This is a genomic window from Proteus sp. CD3 (genome assembly GCF_008808075.1).
GTDB lineage: Bacteria > Pseudomonadota > Gammaproteobacteria > Enterobacterales > Enterobacteriaceae > Proteus > Proteus appendicitidis.
In genome coordinates, this window is the sequence record NZ_CP019686.1 from 568,020 (window position 1) to 586,725 (window position 18,706).

The window sequence follows — 18,706 nt, forward strand, 5'->3', positions numbered from 1 at the left end:
ATGGAAACAATAATTAAAAAAGCTGGATAACACAACATGTCGTTTTTAAAAACTCTGCCAGGTATTCTATTTTGTGCATTAATCGGTGGTGTTCTTACCCTTTCAGGTTTGCCTATGGCTCTGATGTTTGGACCAATTCTCGTTGTCATTATTGCTTATCGTTTTAAATGGGAGCTTGCGGTTCCTAAACATACATTAACGTTTATTCAGCTCACGTTAGGTACATCGGTTGGCTTAATGTTTAACCAAGTTCATTTAGGCAATGCTGATAATTTAATCATTTTATTACTGACGTTGGTCGTTTGTTTAGCCATTCAATTTTTTGTAAGCTATTTTTGGTTCCATCGCCATATTGGTTGGACGAAAGAAGAATCAATGTTAGGTGCTGTACCCGGTGCGATGGCAGCTATTTTGGCGCTCACTGATCACACTAAAACACCACCACAAAAAATTGTTATTTCTCATACTATTCGTTTAATGGTGTTGATTATTATGGCGGGCTTTATCGTTGGTGCTGATAAAGCGAATATGCCTGAATTTTCTATACCTCAAATGACCCTTATCTCATTGTTGTGGTTATTATTAATTGTTGCTTTAGGGTTGGGTTCAGGGCTTTTATTGCAGAAAATCCGATTTCCAGCGCCTTTTATGCTGACGTCATTAGGCAGTGCAATACTGGTTCAATCTTTTGTCAGTGAACCTATTGCTTTTCCAATGCTACTAAATGAATTGAGCATGGTTTTAATTGGTATGAATATCGGAGCGCACTTTGTTGTTTTCCCACTTTCATCACTGATTAAAAATGCTTTTTCTTCTGTGCAAGTGGTGATCATTAATGTGATTTTAACCGTGATTGTGGCGTATGGCGCAGCTTATCTAACGGGTGTACCGTGGGCAACGTTAGTATTAGCTTGGGCGCCTGGAAGTATGGAAGCCATGACATTTGCTGCGATAACCATGAATGTCGATGCCGCCTTTGTGATGTCGAATCATATTTTTAGGATGCTGATTATTCAAAGTATTCCATCTGTTGCTTTATATTGGAATGAATATAGGCAGAAGAAAAATAATTAGCATTAAAGAAAGGTAAAAAAATCTGTTGATAACCTCTATAAGTCACTTTATATGGCGACTGTATTTAAAGAGGTTATCTTGCTTTATTTCTTGAATAGTGAATGAACACAAGTTTTAATAATTTAACAAACTTAGTGATTTGTTCGCTAATAGTTGACATTTCTTACTGTGCGTCACTTCAATACCTTTTAAATCGTTGTAACTATCTTCATTTAATTGGCTCATCGGCAACGTTGAGTAATTACTGACATCCCATTGTTGTGAGCGAGAAAATACCATTAGTGCTCTTTCAATTTTAGATTTTGATATTTGCTCATAACCACAATCTTTATTTAGGAAAAGGTAGATAGCAGTTAAATCGGCCAAGTCTTCTGCTTGCGTGTAGGTTAACGCTTTTGCACCCGAAGAAAAGAACATAGAAAAAGAAAGCGTTAGCGAGAAAAACAAGGCGAACATTTTGTTCATTGGTTGTGATGTTCCTCAGTGTGATGATTTAGCAAGTTTTGTTATTTGGCTTAATAAAGTTAAAAGTTTTGCAAAGACCCGTTGTTTTGTTGGGGTTTAAATTGACCTTCCAGTAAGGGGAAACTTTAGCATCGGTAATAGTTAACAAAACTTCTTTATTCATCTTATTTCGATAAATACATAATAACTTGTTTTTATTCAAAGGATACATTATGCAACGTCGCGAATTTTTAAAATTAGGCGCAACACTAAGTGCTGTCACATTATTACCGAGCTGGAGTCGTTTTGCGTTTGCCCAAAGTAACACGCCTTCATTGGCTATTCCACCTCAAATTACCCCAGATGCCCAACAAAAGATTGTTCTTAATATTCAACAAGGTGTTTCTCAATTTATTCCGACGGCAAGCACAACAACTTGGGGTTATAACGGCAGTTTATTAGGACCCGCATTAAAATTGAAACGTGGTCAATCTGTTACTATCAATATCAATAACCAACTCCCCGAAACGACAACTGTTCACTGGCATGGGCTTGAAATTAGTGGCGAAGAAGATGGCGGCCCTCAAGCAACGATTGCACCAGGCAAATCTCGCACGGTGACTTTTACACCAAACCAAGTTGAATCAACGTGTTGGTTTCACCCTCATACGCATGGTGTAACAGGTCAGCAAGTGGCTATGGGGCTAGGCGGATTAGTGATTATTGAAGATGATGAAACCGCAAGCCGTAAATTACCTAATCGCTGGGGCGTTGATGATTTACCGATTATTTTGCAAGATAAACGTTTAGACAGTGATGGACAAATCGATTATCAACTCGATGTAATGAGTGCGGCAATTGGTTGGTTTGGCGATATGATGTTAACCAATGGTGCGATCCAACCACAACATATTGTGCCCAAAGGCTGGGTAAGATTACGTTTCTTAAATGGGTGTAATGCACGCAGCTTAAATCTTGCCACTAGTGATGGCAGACCGATGTATGTGATTGCCAGTGATGGTGGATTATTAGCGGAACCCGTAAAAGTAACAGAGCTTCCTATTTTAATGGGAGAGCGTTTTGAGGTTTTAGTGGATACCTCGGATGGTCGAGATTTTGATATTGTCACTTTACCTGTACGCCAAATGGGTATGGTGTTAGCACCGTTTGATAATGTATTACCTGTGTTACGTTTATTGCCATCAGCAGAAAAAGCACAAGGTACTTTACCTGATCAATTAGCATTAATTCCGGCATTACCAACACTCAGTAACATTGCGACTCGTACATTACATTTGCGTATGGATATGCGTTTAGATATGCAAGGCATGATGCTATTAACAGAGCGTTATGGTGATAAAGCTTTAGCGGGTATTCATCATGGAATGAGCCATATGCGCCAAGGTAACGGCAGTGGCATGATGGGAGGGGGAATGAATTGTGGGCATGGTAATGGTGATTTAGATATTTATAATGCCAATAATATCAATGGAATACCATTCTCAATGACTGAACCCGCATTTGATGTGAAGCAGGGCATTTATGAGCGTTGGGTTGTTTCTGGTCGTGGTGACATGATGTTGCATCCATTCCATGTGCATGGTACGCAATTTCGTATTTTATCTGAAAATGGTCGCGAGCCAGAAAAACATCGCCAAGGTTGGAAAGATATCGTGAAAGTTGAAGGTCAATTTAGCGAAATTTTGCTGAAATTCGATCATTTAGCCACAAAAGCACATCCGTTTATGGCGCACTGTCATTTATTAGAACATGAAGATACCGGAATGATGGCGGGTTTTACCGTTAGCAAATAATCAAACACTGTAAAAATCATTAATATCAGTAAGATAAATTAATAAATGGCATGAAATTGATATTTTGTGCCTTTATTTTCATTAAATCAGATCATCGCATGATGAAGGAAGTTCTGGTACAATCGTTTGCTTTCCCCGTTAACCCAATCGAAATAAATCATGAAACATATTGTTGATGTCATGATCTCTGAAGAAGAGATCAAACAGCGTATTGCTGAGCTAGGTCGTGAAATCACAGAACATTACCGCCCACGTCAAGAACAACACGATCTTGTTTTAATCGGCTTGTTAAAAGGTTCTTTTATTTTTATGGCAGATTTATGTCGTGAAATTAATGTAAACCATGAAGTCGATTTTATGACTGTATCAAGTTACGGTAATGGTATGACGTCAACGCGTGACGTTAAAATCATTAAAGATCTCGATGAAGATATTCGTGGTAAAGATGTGCTGATTGTTGAAGATATTATTGACTCAGGTAATACTTTAAATCGTGTTAAAGAGATTTTAAGTTTACGGGAGCCAGCTTCTATTTCTATCTGTACTTTATTGGATAAACCCTCTCGTCGTGAAGTTGATGTGCCAGTTGAGTGGATTGGTTACTCCATTGAAGATAAATTTGTTATCGGTTACGGCATCGATTATGCACAGCGTTATCGCCATCTGCCTTATATTGGGCATGTAACGTTATTAGATGAGTAATCAATTGACTTCAAATAGAAGTGAAAAAACCCGCTGAAAAGCGGGTTTTTTGTTGGTGTGCGGAGTGTATTAACGTGGATGGCTTAATTTTGCCATCGCTTGACGATAAGAAAGTTCAAGTTTTTCACGACTATCCGAAGTGACATCAAGGTCGTGTAGCTCACCGTTATTTAAACCGTAAACCCAACCGTGGATCATCACTTTTTGTCCACGTTTCCACGCGGCTTGCATAATCGTTGAGTGCCCCAAGTTGTATACTTGCTCGATAACGTTTAGCTCACAAAGTAGGTTTAATCTATCTTGTGGTGCAAGTTCACCTAGCATTGAACTGTGTTTGTACCAGATATCACGGATATGCAGTAACCAGTTATTGATAAGCCCTAACTCAGTGCCTTCAATTGCGGCTTCAATACCACCACAACCGTAGTGACCACATACAATAATATGCTCAACTTGTAATACATCAACCGCATACTGGATCACAGAAAGGCAGTTTAAGTCAGTGTGAATGACTAAGTTTGCCACATTACGGTGAACAAATAAGTCACCCGGTGCTGCGTTGATTAGTTTTTCTGCTGGAACGCGGCTGTCAGAGCAACCAATCCATAAAAAGTGAGGTTTTTGACCTTTACAGAGATCTTTAAAAAACTGAGGATTTTCTTCAGTAACAGATTCTGACCATTGCTTGTTATTGGCTAACAGCTCTTCAATTTTTCTCATCATGACGTGACTGCCTGTAAATTCGGTTTCCCACCATTTGCGCTGACAGTACGCCAACACGAAATAGCTCTTGTGTTATTGTTGGATGCGAGAGATCCATTAAGAAAGGGTATTTTTATACCATTACTTTTGAATTAATCAGAGGGCTTTTTAAGGCCAAATGACAGATAATTACTTGTAATTTTTCGCTTTCAAATAAGATAGATCTTTTTATAGCATTTGTTTAATGAATTTATCAATACATTCCTTGATGTAAATCAAATGTATAAAAAGATAACTGGTTGTTAAACCTGCTGTTGTATTATTCAAAAATAGACACTTATAAATATTATATAAATAAATCTAATGTTCATGATTATTGGTTTTATTTTTACACTGAAAGCCAAAATGATAAAAAATAATCAGCATTATTGATTGGGGCGATAAATGGCAAGGTAATATCTATCAGTAAGATTGAGAAACAAGGGCAATAATTTTATTGGTATCAATTAGGCTACATGATTGCACTGAGGGATAAATTTATAAAAACATCAGAATATCAGTAAGAAATAAAACAACCTAGAGCCTTGATGGCTAATTTATTTTCTCTGCAGCTCTTATTCTTTATTATTACAATAGTTAAGAAAAATTTATTTATTCGTTTGTGTCATAAACCCTAAAACGGTTTATTTACGACTTTATTTTCTCTAGAATATCCTTATTCCATTTTGATCCTATTGAACTAAGCTTATTTTCTAATTCAAAGCGTGTGAGCAATACGTAGCATTAGCAAGGTTTAGTTGAATAGCTATTTTCTGATTTCAGCTCAGTCAATGCTGAATAATGCAGTTGATAAAAGGTAATTCCCACTTATGACGTATGCATTGGAGTTAACGGAGTTAACGAAAACTTATCACAATGGCGTAAAAGCGCTAAAAGGTATTAACCTCACCGTTGAGGCTGGCGATTTCTATGCTTTATTAGGTCCTAATGGTGCGGGTAAATCGACCACGATTGGTATTATTAGCTCGTTAGTCAATAAGAGTAGCGGCAAAGTAAAAGTGTTTGGTTATGACACCGATACCGATATGGTCAATGCAAAACGCCAGTTAGGATTAGTGCCACAAGAGTTCAATTTCAACCCTTTTGAAACCGTATTACAAATTGTTCTCAACCAAGCGGGTTATTATGGTGTACCTCGTAAATTAGCGCTAGAACGTGCCGAAATTTACTTAACTCAGTTAGATTTGTGGGAAAAACGTGATGATAGAGCGCGTTTTTTATCTGGAGGAATGAAGCGCCGTTTAATGATTGCGCGTGCGTTAATGCACCAACCTAAATTGCTTATTCTTGATGAACCAACAGCAGGTGTTGATATTGAATTACGTCGCTCAATGTGGACGTTTTTAAAACAATTAAATGCTGAAGGTACCACCATTATTTTAACGACTCACTATTTAGAAGAAGCAGAAATGCTGTGTCGGAATATTGGTATTATTCAACGTGGCGAGCTGGTTGAAAATACCAGTATGAAAGGTTTATTAAGTAAATTAGAGTCTGAAACATTTATTTTAGACTTAGCACCTAAAAGCCCATTGCCTGAATTACAAAATTATCAATATCGCTTGGTTGATACATCGACTTTAGAAGTCGATGTTAAAAGAGAACAAGGATTAAACAGTGTTTTTGCTCAACTTAATGCACAAGGTATTCAAGTATTAAGTATGAGAAATAAAGCCAATCGTCTTGAAGAATTATTTGTTCATTTAGTGAATGAAGATCATACCGTAGAAGGAGAGAGGGAATGATTCAGCTGTATTGGGTAGCCCTCAAAACAATTTGGATTAAAGAAGTCACCCGTTTTGGGCGTATTTGGGTGCAAACATTAATTCCACCAGTGATAACAATGTCTCTCTATTTCGTTATTTTCGGGAACCTCATTGGTAAACGAATTGGCGATATGGGGGGCGTAGATTATATGCAGTTTATTGTTCCTGGCCTGATTATGATGGCAGTAATAACAAACTCTTATGCCAATGTTTCCTCTTCCTTTTTTGGTGCTAAATTCCAACGTAGCATTGAAGAATTATTAGTTTCACCTGTTCCAACGCATGTTGTTATTGCGGGTTTTGTTGGTGGGGGTGTTGCTCGTGGTATTTGTGTCGGAGTATTAGTGACGGTAATTTCACTGTTTTTTGTGCCATTGGAAATACATTCTTGGACAATGGTCGTTGTGACATTACTGATGACCTCCATTGTGTTTTCTCTCGCAGGATTATTAAATGCGATTTTTGCGAAAACCTTTGATGATATTAGTATTATTCCAACGTTTGTTTTAACACCATTAACCTATTTAGGTGGCGTGTTCTACTCACTGTCACTCTTACCTGAATTCTGGCAAGGGGTATCTAAATTAAACCCGATTGTTTATATGATAAGCGGTTTCCGTTATGGTTTTCTGGGAATTACCGATGTCTCTTTAACAGTGACGATTAGCGTACTGTGTCTTTTTATTGCTGCGTTTTATGTGATTGCATGGTATTTAATTGAAAAAGGTCGCGGTTTAAGAAGCTAATCAAAAAAACAAAAGAAAAAGTGATAAAAGTTGAAATCGGTACCTTAACTAGAGGTACCGATTTTTTTTAGCTATTTTTTCAGCATAAATGTTAATTTTTATTTAAAAAATGACTTCTCTATTAACAAAATGATTTTTCTTGTTTAGTATACTAAACACTTTAATCGGGATGGAAAGGAAATGTAATGACAACGGCAAGCCAAACAGGCAAAGCGCCTGAGGCAATCTCTCGTAATAAGCTTTTATGTATCGCAGGTATGGGATGGACTTTTGATGCCATGGATGTGGGATTATTGGCTTTTTTACTCACAGCATTAAAAGAAGATTGGGGATTAACGGCATCACAATTGGGTTGGATTGGTAGTGTAAACTCAATTGGAATGGCTGTTGGTGCATTTGTGTTTGGCATTATGGCAGATAGAAAAGGGCGCAAACCTGTTTTTATCTTTACTTTATTGCTGTTTAGCTTAGGTTGTGGATTAACAGCATTAGCAAGCTCTTTGATGGTGATACTTGTTTTACGCTTTTTTATCGGAATGGGATTAGGTGGAGAATTACCTGTTGCTTCCACACTTGTTAGTGAAAGCGTTGAAACCCATGAACGAGGTCGTATTGTTGTTTTATTAGAGAGTTTTTGGGCGGTCGGTTGGCTAATTGCTGCGTTGATTGCTTATTTTATTATTCCTGATTATGGCTGGCGTATGGCTATGCTATTAAGCGCATTACCTGCGGTATATGCCCTCTATTTACGCTCAAAATTACCCGAACCTACCTCATCGTCTATTTCACAGAAAAAAACACGTTTATCCATTCGCCAATCAATGGCATTAATTTGGTCACCACAATATCGACGCTCAACGTTAATGTTGTGGATCTTATGGTTTTGTGTGGTTTTCTCTTATTACGGTATTTTCTTGTGGTTGCCTAGTGTTGCGATGTTAAAAGGTTTTAGTTTAATTAAGAGCTTCCAATACGTGCTTATTATGACATTAGCGCAGTTGCCTGGTTATTTTACGGCAGCTTGGTTAATTGAGCGCTATGGGCGAAAGTTTGTTTTAGTGACTTATTTAGCTGGAACCGCCATTAGTGCTTATTATTTCAGTGTGGCTGACTCTACTGCAACATTGCTTATTTTCGGTATGTTGTTATCGTTCTTTAATTTGGGCGCGTGGGGGGCTTTATATGCTTATACACCAGAACAATACCCCGATGGAATTCGGACAACTGGTGCCGGAACAGCAACCGCAATAGGGCGTATTGGTGGAATATTAGGACCTTTAATGGTGGGATATTTGGTTCAATATCAATTTGAAATAAGCTCTATATTTCTGATTTTCAGTTTTTCGATAGTGATTGGAATATTAGCGGTGATGTTATTGGGTCAAGAGACAAAAAATAAACCACTTAACTCAATTTAGTCATGCTTTGTGCGACTAAAAATATAGAATTTCTCCTTCTTGTAATATGATAGCAGTTAAGATTTTTATGAGAAAAAGGAGATAACGATGTCTCATTATGATGAAGTGGTTAAACAGGTTGATGATGCTATTGCGACAACCAGTATTCAAACCATGAACGAACTTTTAGTGGAATTAGGTAAAGATAAAACAATTGAATTTCCACTGCGTTATGAGCAACAAGAGCGTTTGCGTACGGCTATTTTCCATCACGGTGAAAAACAACGTTAATTGGATTGTCGCTAAGAAAATTGCTAAGAAAGCTAAGAAATAAGAAAAAGCGTTTTCACCTGTTTATTAATAGGGTGCAAACGCTTTTTTCTTTTTACAGCATTGTATCAATATGAATTAAAACGTTTTTCGACCTTCTAACACTGCGATCCTATTTTCAATAGAGGGATGCGTTGAGAAAAACGAATCTCCTTTATTAAAAATAAAGGCCGCTTTACGATAAGCACGTCCCGTCGAACCATCTTCAAAATTTTCAGTGTCATGTTGTGCTGAAATTTTCTTTAATGCATTAATCATCGCTTGATTATCTTGGGTTAAATCAACCGCAGCAGCATCTGCCATATATTCACGGGTGCGAGATAAATAGAAATAGAGCACCTGTGTAATGATCGGTAAAACCAAGTTGAGAATAATTAAAATGAGTCGCGCTTTGCTTGCTGCATCATTACTTTTACCACCGCGGTTACCAGAGGCAATATATAAGCGACTACCAAAGATATTAGTTACTGTCAGAATAACGTTAGCTAATATGCCAACATATAACGTCAGTCGTGAATCACCATGAATAATATGCCCGGTTTCATGCGCTAATACTGCTTGTACTTCTTGGCGATTAAGACGATTTAATAAGCCTGTTGTTACACCAATAAAGGCATTTTTCTCAGACCAGCCAGCTGCAAAGGCATTCGCTTCTGGTGTATCAAGAAGATAGAGTTTAGGAATGTAGCCAAGAGTTGCACTTAAACTAAGCTCTTCAACAATATTAAGGAGCTGGCGCTCTTGTGCATTTAAAGTGTCATCAGGGCTAATTAATCGCGCATTCATTCCCGTGAGCATAATTTTATGCCCTTTAAAATGAATAAAGATAAGCAATAAAATCGAGATAGCGAGAATAATTAATGAAGCAATGGGAAGAGATTGAAACGTCAGAAATGCCAACATATTATCGGTAAGATCTAAATAAGGATTGGCACCAATAGCCGTATCCACCAGTAAACCGATCATAAGCATTAACAGTAAATATGTTGCTATAACAAAACGAGTTCGAATAGCATTTTTTCGTAGAACATTTCTGAAATCCATTAGTGACTCCAAACAGCACCGCTAAGTGCTGTTTTTATCAATCTAGTAGTAATAAATCTCTCTTACCACCAGCAAATTAATCGAAATTAATGCGGCGCGCTTCTTCCGCTTTAATGGTTCCTTCATCAAGACGCCAGTACTCTTTATCAATAACAAGGCTTGGGAAAATTTTGACGATAAATACCGCAGGAATAGAAGCGATGAAAGCACGGTATTGCTCTAAAGTACGGTTGTAACCACGCTTTGCAAAAGAGAGTTTATTTTCTGTTGAAACAATCTCTTCTTGTAAATTTGCCATGATAGTGTCGGATTTTAATTCAGGGTAATTTTCAACCGCCACATTAATGGCACCACTTGAGACAATTTTTGATAATTCATCTTCAGCCGCTTTGGCTTCTTTAGTATTTGTGCTTTGAGCTTGTGTTCTTAATTCAGTGATTTTAGTAAATACTTCAGACTCATGGCTAAGGTATTTTTTAACAGTGGCTAATAAACTATCGAACACTTTGCCACGACGATCTAATTGTACTGAAATTTCAGTTTCACTGGAGATAACCGCTTCACGCATAGAGATAATACGGTTGTAATAATAAAAAATAAGACCCAGTAACGCGATGGTAATAATTAATCCAGTCATGCGAAGCGCTCTCTTTTTTAATAGTAAACAGGGAATTGTGCTAAATGATTAATGTTAATTTTGCCTATTATTGATAAAGATAGCTAGATGATTATTTCATCAAAGATAAAAAAATACCCCAAATAAATTCGGGGCAAATTAAAGGTAATGTTAAGGTAAATAAAAATATCAAGTGAAACATCGGGGATGAAAACAAGGTTAAATAAGCAAGCTAACTAATTGATTTACTTCAGTGATTTAAACCCTGTCATTTAACCATGCAATTTAACTTAGAGAGATAACACACTTAGAACCAAGGAGCTTGCGCCATTACATTGCCATAGAACAACATCCTGCCTGCAATTTCGCCACTAAAAAGCATCAAAATAGCGATAATAGAGAGTGATGTTTTGCTAAATAACGCACTGTGAGACAACGTAATAATACAAATACCCATCATCAGACTAGCAATGACTTGCCACCATAATAATAGGCTTGCTACATCTGCACCGGCTACTTGCGCTCTTATAACGACTCCCACAAGTACTAATAATGCGCCGATTAATGTTCCTATTTTTAATGCATTGCTAATGGTTTTACCTTGTAAACGTAACCAAGGGATCATCGATCCAAAACCCAGTAACAACGCTGTACCAATAAAGCTAATTTGTGTTGCTGGCGTATGCCATAACGGGTGTGCCTGCATTTGGTAATAGATTTGTGCCGTAACCAAAATCACAGGCAAACCAATCACACCACAAAATAATCCAATCAAACTATTACGGTGAATAGCATGGGGCTGTACCCAACTCGCTAATGCCCATAATGAAATCAATCCATTTAGCATCACAAAGGCAATGGCTTCGCGACTTAACCAAGAATGGGCAATACCTAAAACAGAACGATAAGCACCCAGCGGATCACCTAAGTGCCCCATCGACATTGAGGAGCCAACAACTTCAATTAACCAAATTAACGCAACGGTTGTTCGTAATGCTTTAGTACTTAGCATTGCAACGTTTTGAGTCTGGTTTTGCCATAGATACAGTGAAAGCGCTAATACCGCGCCAATACCCCATTGGCTCATCACCGTAAACAGGACTAACGGCAGTTGATAATCATGCATAATTAATCCTCCATACCAATAATGACAATATTAGGATGACTGATGGTGTGATCAGGAACGCCATAGCGTTTTTCCAATAAAGCCCAATTTGTTGTATGTTTTTTACGTAGATCTTCAATTTCACCAAACTCAATGGCGCTAGTAGGGCAAGATTCAACACAACGCGGTTTCAAGCCTTCATCCAGTCTATCTGCACACATATTGCATTTACTGGTTTTACCTTCAACGGGATCATAAACCGGTGCATTATAGGGACAGGCCATAATACACATTTGGCAACCAATACATTTGTCATGATCTTGCACAACAATACCATCTTCACGTTTGGTATAAGTGTCAGCAGGACAGACTTTCAGGCATTGTGGATCATCACAATGGTTACAAGACATAGTAATGAAAGCTTGGGCATTAGGTTGGTCTTCGTTGAATTCACGAACACGACGCCATAGTACTCCGGGTGGTGTGGCGTTTTCAGATTTACATGCCATAGAGCAGGTGCGACAACCGTAGCAATCTTTGGTGTTTATCAGAAAACCATACTGTTTCTTCGCCATGATCATGCCTCCCGTCTTACGTTAACTAAGGTGCTATTACAGCAATGACCATTACCTAAAGGCTCTACGTGATCGTTGGTAACATGGCTACTACTTCCGCCTTGTTGCTCCCACCATCCATTGTCTAATGAGATAACACCTTGCTTAATATGAGTGGTCACAACGGCAATCGCGCGGTGTTCGCCTCGATCATTAAACGCGATAGCCCATTCACCATCTTTAATGCCACGAGCTAAGGCATCATTAGGATGGATAAGAATATTAGGCTGATTGCGCTGTACTTCTAAGATCCATTCATTCATACCATGACTGGAGTGAACACTACGGGCAAGTTTGCGTTGTACCGCCATAAGTGGATATTTTTTGGCAAGTTCAGGGGAACCTTTTGTCGATTCTTTTACTGGGTAATAGGTGACAATAGGGGAGAAATTTTTGCTCTGCCACTCTTCAATAAAGAAGTGCGCTTTTTTCGTTGAAGTACGGAAAATGCCATCTTTAAAGGGAACCCAATCACCTTCAACTGGGCGTACTGGTCCTTTTTCAAGCATTTCACGAGTAATGCCAGAACCTTTAAGACAAGCATCAATGTAATGTTCGATGGGCTGATTAAAGACTTCACCAAAGCCAAAGCGCTCAGCAAGACGAGCAAAGATCCAATAATCAGGTTTTGCTTCTCCAGGTGGCTCCACCGCTTTTTCCATTAATTGTACATATTGACTACGAACACCCGCCATTAAACTGGTATCTTCAAAAATCGTGGTAACAGGAAGTACAAGATCGGCATAAAGTGCCGTGGATGACATCAAGTTATCTGCGACAACAACAAAAGGAACTTTTTTCAGTGCATTACGCACCATATTGGTGTTAGGAAGCTGCGTCATCACCCCCATTGTCATGATCCACCAAAAATTAATAGGGTGTGGTCTTTCATTGACAATCCAATCACCGACTTTGGCAACTGGGATTGGTTTAATGGGTTTGGCATTCGGTGCTGGTGGAATAATCGGGCTAAATTTCGCCATTTGACGAGCGCCGCCCGCATCACAAATTCCGGCACCTTTTTTACCGATGTTGCCTGTTAATAACGCAAGATAAAACTGGCTGGCTGCGACATAAGCACCGAACTCTGTTCGTTGAGCGCCTGACATATTTTGTACAATCATTGCTGGTTTAGTGGTGGCATAATCGCGAGCTAAACGAATGATCGTTTCTTTTGGAATATCCGTTTCTTGGCTGGTTTTATCAACAGTCCAAGGTTGTGCCTGTTGATAAATTTGCTCAAAGACAGTCATATACTCAGCATTAGCGGGCAGTTCATCATGAGTTAACGCAGGAACAATATTTGGTGTTTCATGGTGAACAAGTTGCTGACTTAAGGTATCAAAAACCAGATAACTATCTTGATCATCATCAGATTGGCGTAATAGCTTTTGCTGTGAGTTAACAAGATAAACAGCACCTGTATGCGCCCGTAAAAAAGGCTTATCAGTGAGATTTTCTTCAATGATAATTTTGATCATCCCTAATGCGAGCGCGGTATCTGTACCGGGTACAATTGGGATCCATTCATCGGCTTTAGCGGCAGTTTCATTAAAGCGAGGATCAATAACTACCATTCTGGCGCCATTGCGGCGAGCTTGGTTGTAATTTTTAAAATAGGCTTGCATAGTGACGGCTGGGTTATTACCCCAACAAAGAATATAGCGACTATCTTTTACCGTATCTCGAGTATCTGCATAGCGTAGACCGACCATTGGGATCATCGCTGCTGTTACCGCGGAACAGCATAGCGAGCCAGCTTGCTTTGTGGAGCCTCCTAAATAATCGAAAAACGCCTTACCCATATCATTTTTAATCGAGTCCATATTGCCCGCATGAGTGGAGATAAATAGCCCCTCATTACCAAACTTATCAATGGTTTCTCTGATATTCTTTTCAATAAGATCAAGCGCTTCATTCCAACTGATTGGCTTAAACTCCGCTTTCCCTTTTTCACCAACGCGTAATAAAGGTGTGGTTAAACGATCTTTATGGTATACCCACTTAGTTCGGCTCATACCACGCAAACAACATTTCACATTAAAGCCTTCAGTGGCTTCAACTTTGATAAGTTGCCCATTATGCGTAAAAGCTGTTAGGTTACAGTGCAAACATTCCATCGCACAGGTTGAACGAAAGGTTTTATATTCTGATAATTTGATCCGAATTTTTTGGTTATATATGGGTTTATTTTCATTAACTAGACTGAACGCGTTAGGAGAAAGAGCTGCCACGCCAATGGCGCCCATTCCTTTTAACAACATTCTTCTATTTAATTCCCATGTTTGATTTTTAGACATAGACATTCTCACGCACAAGAAAAGTTAACTATATATAAACTCAATTCATATATGGTTAACCTTGAGTTAGATCATCTAAAAATAGACAAAGAAAATAATCGATAGAAAATGATTAAAAAGCCCTATTTAAAATAAGGTTTTAGTGAAATAAACTAGTAAAAATGACAAAAAAAGAATAATGGGATATCGTCATAAAACAAAGTAAATAACGAATAGGTGTAAAGAAAATAAATGCAGAATTCTCAAGGAGTTAACTCGGTTGATATCGCTATTACCATTCTCGAATTTATTGCGTCGAATGGAGGTATTGCCCGATCGTCAGATATTGCAAAAGCCTGTTCGCTTTCAAAAAGTCGCTTACATAAGTATTTAGTTTCACTTTGTCGCTCAGAAATGCTGTATCAAGAGAGTGAAGGAAGCCAGTATTGTTTGGGGAGTAAAATTCTTTTTTTAGCACAGGCAACGCCAAAACCACAATCCTTTGTGGATGAGATTAATCAGCTATTATGTGAGTTTAGAGATGAACATAATATGTCTACGGGATTGGTGATACCTCAAGGTAATCAATTGTTTTTAACACGTTACAACCGTAGTTTTAAACATGTTGATATCGATTTTTTGCCTGATACTCCTGTTCCTCATAAAATTAGTGCCGCAGGTGCTGTTTTTGCTACCTTTAGTGATTTGAGGATTGAAGCAGATTTATCACAAAATCAGCAAAATACTATTCGCCAACAAGGTTTTGCTATTCGTCAGGAGCCTGCTGATGGTATTCCAGGCGCGCAATCTATTTCATGCCCTGTGTTTAATAAAAAAGGGGAAATGGTAGCGGCAGTATTGACGATGGGATTTATTGAACCTGAAAGGCAAGTGGAGCTAGGCAATGCATTAAAAGCAAAAATGGCGCATTTCTCCCGCTAATTTGCTAAAGAACGTATTTAGGCACTTTTGCATTAAAAGCAAAGTGCCTAAAATTATGTGTTGATTAATCGAATAGCCCTTTCGCCAGAATGTCACCTTCTTGAGATATACCGGGTAACACAAAGTAATATCCGCCACCAAAAGGTTTGATATAACGCTCTAAGGGTTCACCGTCTAAACGTTTTTGGGTATCAATAAAACCTTTTTTAAGGTTATTTTGAAACGAGATAAAGATCAGCCCCATATCGAGCTGCCCCGAAGGCGTTAATCCTAATGAGTAGCTATAACTGCGTCGGCGTAATTTGGCACTATAACGCTCTGGGTTTCTGGGTTCAGCCCGTCGCATATGAGAATCAAATAGCACTCTGTCACCGTGTGGATCTTTTTCAAATTGCGGATCGTCCATCTCTTGCTTCATGCCTATTGGTGCTCCAGTTGAGCGATGGCGACCAAAGTTATTTTCTTGATCTTCAAGCGGTGTTCTATCCCAAAACTCCAAAGCAAAACGAATAAGGCGAACAGCTTGATAACTCCCGCCTAAACACCATTGTGGCTCTTTTTGTTTCTCGGTGATCCAAACAAGAGAGTCCATCAAGCTATTGTCTGAAGAGGGCGCGTTGCCAGAGCCATCTTTAAAACCAAAAAGATTAATCGGTGTTTGTCGATTATCGATATCACGGGCAGGAAGAAAACCATCGATTTTCCATACAGCATAAACCTTTCCTGACAGGTGTTTTAAAATATCCCTTAGCGCATAAATCACGCTTTCTGGGCTATTTGCACAAAGTTGCAGTAATACATCACCCCCACACCATTTAGGATCGAGCCGGTCATTAGGAAAGGGTTTCATTGGTTCTAAGCGCTTAGGTTTTTTAGCTTGAAAACCAAAACGACTATCAAAAAAACTATCACCTAAAGCGACTGTGACGGTTAATTCATCGGGGTGTAATTGTGTTCCTAAAATGCCGGATTCAGCAGGAGGAAGATGTGGATTAGCCCGTTGTTGAAGTTCTCTGGGTTGAGTTAAAAATGCAATTCGTTGTGTCAGTGTTGTGAATATTCTTTTTACATCATCAGCGTTTGTTACTGTCAGATTAAGTGCAATCAATGAAGCATGCTTTTGTTCTGGTGTAATAACACCCGCTTGATGTTGACCTAAATAGGCAATAGCCCGTTGATAGCGAGGAGTAGATAAAGACTCTTGTTTTTCTACTGCTTTCGCTCCCATACTGGCGAGTAATAGACTCCCTCCTAACCACTTTAACGTTGTACGTTTATTGAGATTAACAGGGTTTTTTGATAGCGATTTAAAGAGCGTTTTATTTTTCATCACTTGTTTCTTTATAGTGATAGTAAACATCAATATTGAGCGTGCTACGTAAGTTTGCCACTTGCTCTGCCAATTGTGTTACTTGAGAAAAAAGCCAACTTTTTTCTGTTTCAGGAAGCGCTGTTAAAGGCTGGAATAGACCTTCATCGCGCTGATATTTTAAAAGCAAAGCCCCTATATCGTCATATTGTTTGATAAGCTGTTGATATTCTGTTGTTGGAATATGATTAGATAAGATCTCTACGATTAAGCGCGATCCAGATAAATTGGCATAACTATCACCCAGATCGCTGTTTGAATATTGATTTTCAATACCAGCGAGTTTGTCAGTTAAAATAAACTCTAAGCTATCACCCGCAGACTGAACCAATTTAGGGATAGGAATATCTTCAATCGCGACACGTTTTTTTAAGTCACTAATGCCTCTTAAAAGGGCTTTTGCCGATTCGGTGGCTTTTTGAAGATCTTTTAATTTAAACAGTTGATATTCAACTAAATGAAATCCTGAAAAACGAGGTGAATTTTCTCTTTCAAGAAAGAAATCGGCTCGATTATTCAATAAACGTTCGCTTGTACCAAAAAGGGCAATAATAGGGCGGATCACTTCATAATGATAATGCGCTTGTTGATAAGCATTTTGTGCATTAATAAGCTGATTTTTTTCGCTGCTTTCGATTAATTTATCGAGCGATTTTTCAACTAGCGTTAATTGTTCAACCGCCTTTTCTCGGTAATTTAAAATATCGCTTTCAAACTTTTTAGGAGTGGGGATATCCCCTTTGGCAATAACGATATTGTCGCTATCTTGAATAATACCCTGAATAATTTTTTCCGCATAAATAGGAAAAGAAAACAACAAGATAAATAGAAAAACGGTGATCTTTTTACTTAGCAACTTTACATTATTTAGCATGGCGAGCGCCTCGCTTAAATAACAGTGCTACAACCACCCAATACACAATAAATGTCACCACGCTTAAACCAATGGGTTGAGAGCGATAAGCAAAAAACGAGACTAAAAAGTTACCAAAGACACTGGAATCATCAAGAATATGGCTAATATCCCAAAGTGGATAAATAAAGAAATCAGGTAATTCAAAATCCATTTCAATCAATAGATTGGCAATTTCTTCTACGGCTTTTAATAACAGAGAAACGGCAAGGAATAGTAATAAAAATCCTGTTACGGTAAAGAAATAGCGCCATGAAATAACTTTTGAAGTCAGCAAAAATAGCCACAGTGTGAACGCAGCGACAAGTAAGCCAATAAAGACCTCAATAAAGAAAGGCAGTGCTGTTTGTGCATTGAGGGCCATAATATGGCTAGAGAGGAAGACCACTACTTCGCTGCCTTCTCTGGCAATCGCAATGGCAATAATTAATAAAATACCCCATGCACTTTGTTGCTGTGTTTTTTGGGTGAGTTCATTTTCTATATTTGCTTTTAATGATTTTCCTTGCCCATTCATCCAATAAACCATCTGTACAATAAGTACGCAAGCGAGGATCTCCATTGCGATCATAAATAGAGATTGCCACATATCTTCGAGTGAGCTAAATACGCCATAAATACTTAGCGCTAGAATAATGGCAAGAAATAACCCAAATGCCACACCACCCCATAAATATTTCATACCTTGTTGTGGTGTTGGTGAGCGTTTTATCCACGCATAAATAATGCCTACCACTAATAGCGCTTCAAAACTTTCTCGCCAAACAACAAACAGAACTTGTCCCATAA

Annotated in this window: 18 protein-coding genes; 8 read left to right on the plus strand and 10 right to left on the minus strand. The window is 38.4% G+C overall.

Annotated elements, in window-relative coordinates; genetic code table 11:
• Positions 1-36 precede the first annotated feature (36 nt).
• The gene (locus tag BTA34_RS02495) at positions 37-1,074 is read left to right on the plus strand and encodes an AbrB family transcriptional regulator (RefSeq protein ID WP_151434358.1); all 1,038 of its coding nucleotides are present in this window, start codon (positions 37-39) and stop codon (positions 1,072-1,074) included.
• A 114-nt stretch (positions 1,075-1,188) separates the two neighbouring features.
• Here BTA34_RS02495 and BTA34_RS02500 read toward each other — a convergent pair whose 3' ends face one another.
• Entirely contained in the window at positions 1,189-1,539 is a 351-nt protein-coding gene (locus BTA34_RS02500) for a YacC family pilotin-like protein (protein WP_151434359.1), read from the minus strand.
• A gap of 212 nt (positions 1,540-1,751) precedes the next feature.
• Between BTA34_RS02500 and cueO the strand changes: the two genes are divergently transcribed.
• Positions 1,752-3,332, plus strand: a complete 1,581-nt coding sequence (cueO, locus tag BTA34_RS02505) for a multicopper oxidase CueO (protein ID WP_151434360.1) — start codon at positions 1,752-1,754, stop codon at positions 3,330-3,332.
• 159 nt (positions 3,333-3,491) lie between these two features.
• The gene (gene hpt / locus BTA34_RS02510) at positions 3,492-4,034 is read left to right on the plus strand and encodes a hypoxanthine phosphoribosyltransferase (RefSeq protein WP_151434361.1); all 543 of its coding nucleotides are present in this window, start codon (positions 3,492-3,494) and stop codon (positions 4,032-4,034) included.
• 69 nt (positions 4,035-4,103) lie between these two features.
• On the opposite strand, the gene can is transcribed toward hpt, so the two are convergent.
• The gene (gene can / locus BTA34_RS02515; protein ID WP_036932822.1) at positions 4,104-4,757 is read right to left on the minus strand and encodes a carbonate dehydratase; all 654 of its coding nucleotides are present in this window, start codon (positions 4,755-4,757) and stop codon (positions 4,104-4,106) included.
• Between the two features lie 848 nt (positions 4,758-5,605).
• Between can and BTA34_RS02520 the strand changes: the two genes are divergently transcribed.
• The 4 genes from BTA34_RS02520 to BTA34_RS02535 all read left to right on the plus strand — a co-directional run bounded on the left by BTA34_RS02520 (position 5,606) and on the right by BTA34_RS02535 (position 8,996).
• The gene (locus BTA34_RS02520; protein ID WP_109371621.1) at positions 5,606-6,541 is read left to right on the plus strand and encodes an ABC transporter ATP-binding protein; all 936 of its coding nucleotides are present in this window, start codon (positions 5,606-5,608) and stop codon (positions 6,539-6,541) included.
• Entirely contained in the window at positions 6,538-7,308 is a 771-nt protein-coding gene (locus BTA34_RS02525) for an ABC transporter permease (protein WP_151434362.1), read from the plus strand. Before BTA34_RS02520 ends, BTA34_RS02525 begins: the two co-directional genes overlap by 4 nt.
• 185 nt (positions 7,309-7,493) lie before the next feature.
• The gene (locus BTA34_RS02530; protein WP_151434363.1) at positions 7,494-8,726 is read left to right on the plus strand and encodes an MFS transporter; all 1,233 of its coding nucleotides are present in this window, start codon (positions 7,494-7,496) and stop codon (positions 8,724-8,726) included.
• 87 nt (positions 8,727-8,813) lie between these two features.
• Positions 8,814-8,996: a DUF2526 family protein gene (locus tag BTA34_RS02535; RefSeq protein ID WP_151434364.1), complete on the plus strand. Its 183-nt coding sequence runs from the start codon at positions 8,814-8,816 to the stop codon at positions 8,994-8,996.
• A 117-nt stretch (positions 8,997-9,113) separates the two neighbouring features.
• Here the strand turns inward: BTA34_RS02535 and htpX are convergent, their stop codons facing one another.
• From htpX to BTA34_RS02560, 5 genes are all read right to left on the minus strand, one after another.
• Entirely contained in the window at positions 9,114-10,079 is a 966-nt protein-coding gene (gene htpX, locus BTA34_RS02540) for a zinc metalloprotease HtpX (RefSeq protein ID WP_151434365.1), read from the minus strand.
• A 76-nt stretch (positions 10,080-10,155) separates the two neighbouring features.
• On the minus strand, positions 10,156-10,716 hold the full coding sequence (locus BTA34_RS02545; RefSeq protein WP_151434366.1) for a LemA family protein: 561 nt from the start codon (positions 10,714-10,716) through the stop codon (positions 10,156-10,158).
• Between the two features lie 286 nt (positions 10,717-11,002).
• Positions 11,003-11,821, minus strand: coding sequence for a dimethyl sulfoxide reductase anchor subunit family protein (locus BTA34_RS02550; protein ID WP_151434367.1), 819 nt, complete (start codon positions 11,819-11,821; stop codon positions 11,003-11,005).
• A 2-nt stretch (positions 11,822-11,823) separates the two neighbouring features.
• Positions 11,824-12,375 carry a 4Fe-4S dicluster domain-containing protein gene (locus tag BTA34_RS02555; RefSeq protein WP_151434368.1) on the minus strand — a complete coding sequence of 184 codons (552 nt, stop codon included), beginning with the start codon at positions 12,373-12,375 and terminating at the stop codon, positions 11,824-11,826.
• A gap of 2 nt (positions 12,376-12,377) precedes the next feature.
• Positions 12,378-14,714, minus strand: coding sequence for a molybdopterin-containing oxidoreductase family protein (locus BTA34_RS02560; protein WP_151434369.1), 2,337 nt, complete (start codon positions 14,712-14,714; stop codon positions 12,378-12,380).
• Positions 14,715-14,945: 231 nt separating this feature from the next.
• Here BTA34_RS02560 and BTA34_RS02565 point away from each other — a divergent pair, with 231 nt between their 5' ends.
• Positions 14,946-15,635 carry an IclR family transcriptional regulator gene (locus BTA34_RS02565; protein ID WP_151434370.1) on the plus strand — a complete coding sequence of 230 codons (690 nt, stop codon included), beginning with the start codon at positions 14,946-14,948 and terminating at the stop codon, positions 15,633-15,635.
• A 64-nt stretch (positions 15,636-15,699) separates the two neighbouring features.
• Here BTA34_RS02565 and efeB read toward each other — a convergent pair whose 3' ends face one another.
• From efeB to BTA34_RS02580, 3 genes are read right to left on the minus strand one after another with little or no spacing between them, the layout of a single operon-like run.
• The gene (gene efeB / locus BTA34_RS02570) at positions 15,700-16,965 is read right to left on the minus strand and encodes an iron uptake transporter deferrochelatase/peroxidase subunit (RefSeq protein WP_151434371.1); all 1,266 of its coding nucleotides are present in this window, start codon (positions 16,963-16,965) and stop codon (positions 15,700-15,702) included.
• Complete coding sequence (locus BTA34_RS02575; protein ID WP_151434372.1) at positions 16,955-17,878, minus strand: EfeM/EfeO family lipoprotein; 924 nt, start codon at positions 17,876-17,878, stop codon at positions 16,955-16,957. The genes efeB and BTA34_RS02575 overlap by 11 nt, the downstream gene beginning before the upstream one ends.
• Positions 17,868-18,704: an FTR1 family iron permease gene (locus BTA34_RS02580; RefSeq protein ID WP_151434373.1), complete on the minus strand. Its 837-nt coding sequence runs from the start codon at positions 18,702-18,704 to the stop codon at positions 17,868-17,870. The genes BTA34_RS02575 and BTA34_RS02580 overlap by 11 nt, the downstream gene beginning before the upstream one ends.
• Between the last annotated feature and the right edge of the window lie 2 nt (positions 18,705-18,706).

Excerpts from the sequence above, each read along its gene's own strand:
- BTA34_RS02495 (WP_151434358.1), top strand. The coding sequence starts at position 37 with ATGTCGTTTTTAAAAACTCTGCCAGGTATTCTATTTTGTGCATTAATC.
- BTA34_RS02500 (WP_151434359.1), bottom strand. The coding sequence starts at position 1,539 with ATGAACAAAATGTTCGCCTTGTTTTTCTCGCTAACGCTTTCTTTTTCT.
- cueO (WP_151434360.1), top strand. The coding sequence starts at position 1,752 with ATGCAACGTCGCGAATTTTTAAAATTAGGCGCAACACTAAGTGCTGTC.
- hpt (WP_151434361.1), top strand. The coding sequence starts at position 3,492 with ATGAAACATATTGTTGATGTCATGATCTCTGAAGAAGAGATCAAACAG.
- can (WP_036932822.1), bottom strand. The coding sequence starts at position 4,757 with ATGATGAGAAAAATTGAAGAGCTGTTAGCCAATAACAAGCAATGGTCA.
- BTA34_RS02520 (WP_109371621.1), top strand. The coding sequence starts at position 5,606 with ATGACGTATGCATTGGAGTTAACGGAGTTAACGAAAACTTATCACAAT.
- BTA34_RS02525 (WP_151434362.1), top strand. The coding sequence starts at position 6,538 with ATGATTCAGCTGTATTGGGTAGCCCTCAAAACAATTTGGATTAAAGAA.
- BTA34_RS02530 (WP_151434363.1), top strand. The coding sequence starts at position 7,494 with ATGACAACGGCAAGCCAAACAGGCAAAGCGCCTGAGGCAATCTCTCGT.
- BTA34_RS02535 (WP_151434364.1), top strand. The coding sequence starts at position 8,814 with ATGTCTCATTATGATGAAGTGGTTAAACAGGTTGATGATGCTATTGCG.
- htpX (WP_151434365.1), bottom strand. The coding sequence starts at position 10,079 with ATGGATTTCAGAAATGTTCTACGAAAAAATGCTATTCGAACTCGTTTT.
- BTA34_RS02545 (WP_151434366.1), bottom strand. The coding sequence starts at position 10,716 with ATGACTGGATTAATTATTACCATCGCGTTACTGGGTCTTATTTTTTAT.
- BTA34_RS02550 (WP_151434367.1), bottom strand. The coding sequence starts at position 11,821 with ATGCATGATTATCAACTGCCGTTAGTCCTGTTTACGGTGATGAGCCAA.
- BTA34_RS02555 (WP_151434368.1), bottom strand. The coding sequence starts at position 12,375 with ATGGCGAAGAAACAGTATGGTTTTCTGATAAACACCAAAGATTGCTAC.
- BTA34_RS02560 (WP_151434369.1), bottom strand. The coding sequence starts at position 14,714 with ATGTCTAAAAATCAAACATGGGAATTAAATAGAAGAATGTTGTTAAAA.
- BTA34_RS02565 (WP_151434370.1), top strand. The coding sequence starts at position 14,946 with ATGCAGAATTCTCAAGGAGTTAACTCGGTTGATATCGCTATTACCATT.
- efeB (WP_151434371.1), bottom strand. The coding sequence starts at position 16,965 with ATGAAAAATAAAACGCTCTTTAAATCGCTATCAAAAAACCCTGTTAAT.
- BTA34_RS02575 (WP_151434372.1), bottom strand. The coding sequence starts at position 17,878 with ATGCTAAATAATGTAAAGTTGCTAAGTAAAAAGATCACCGTTTTTCTA.
- BTA34_RS02580 (WP_151434373.1), bottom strand. The coding sequence starts at position 18,704 with ATGGGACAAGTTCTGTTTGTTGTTTGGCGAGAAAGTTTTGAAGCGCTA.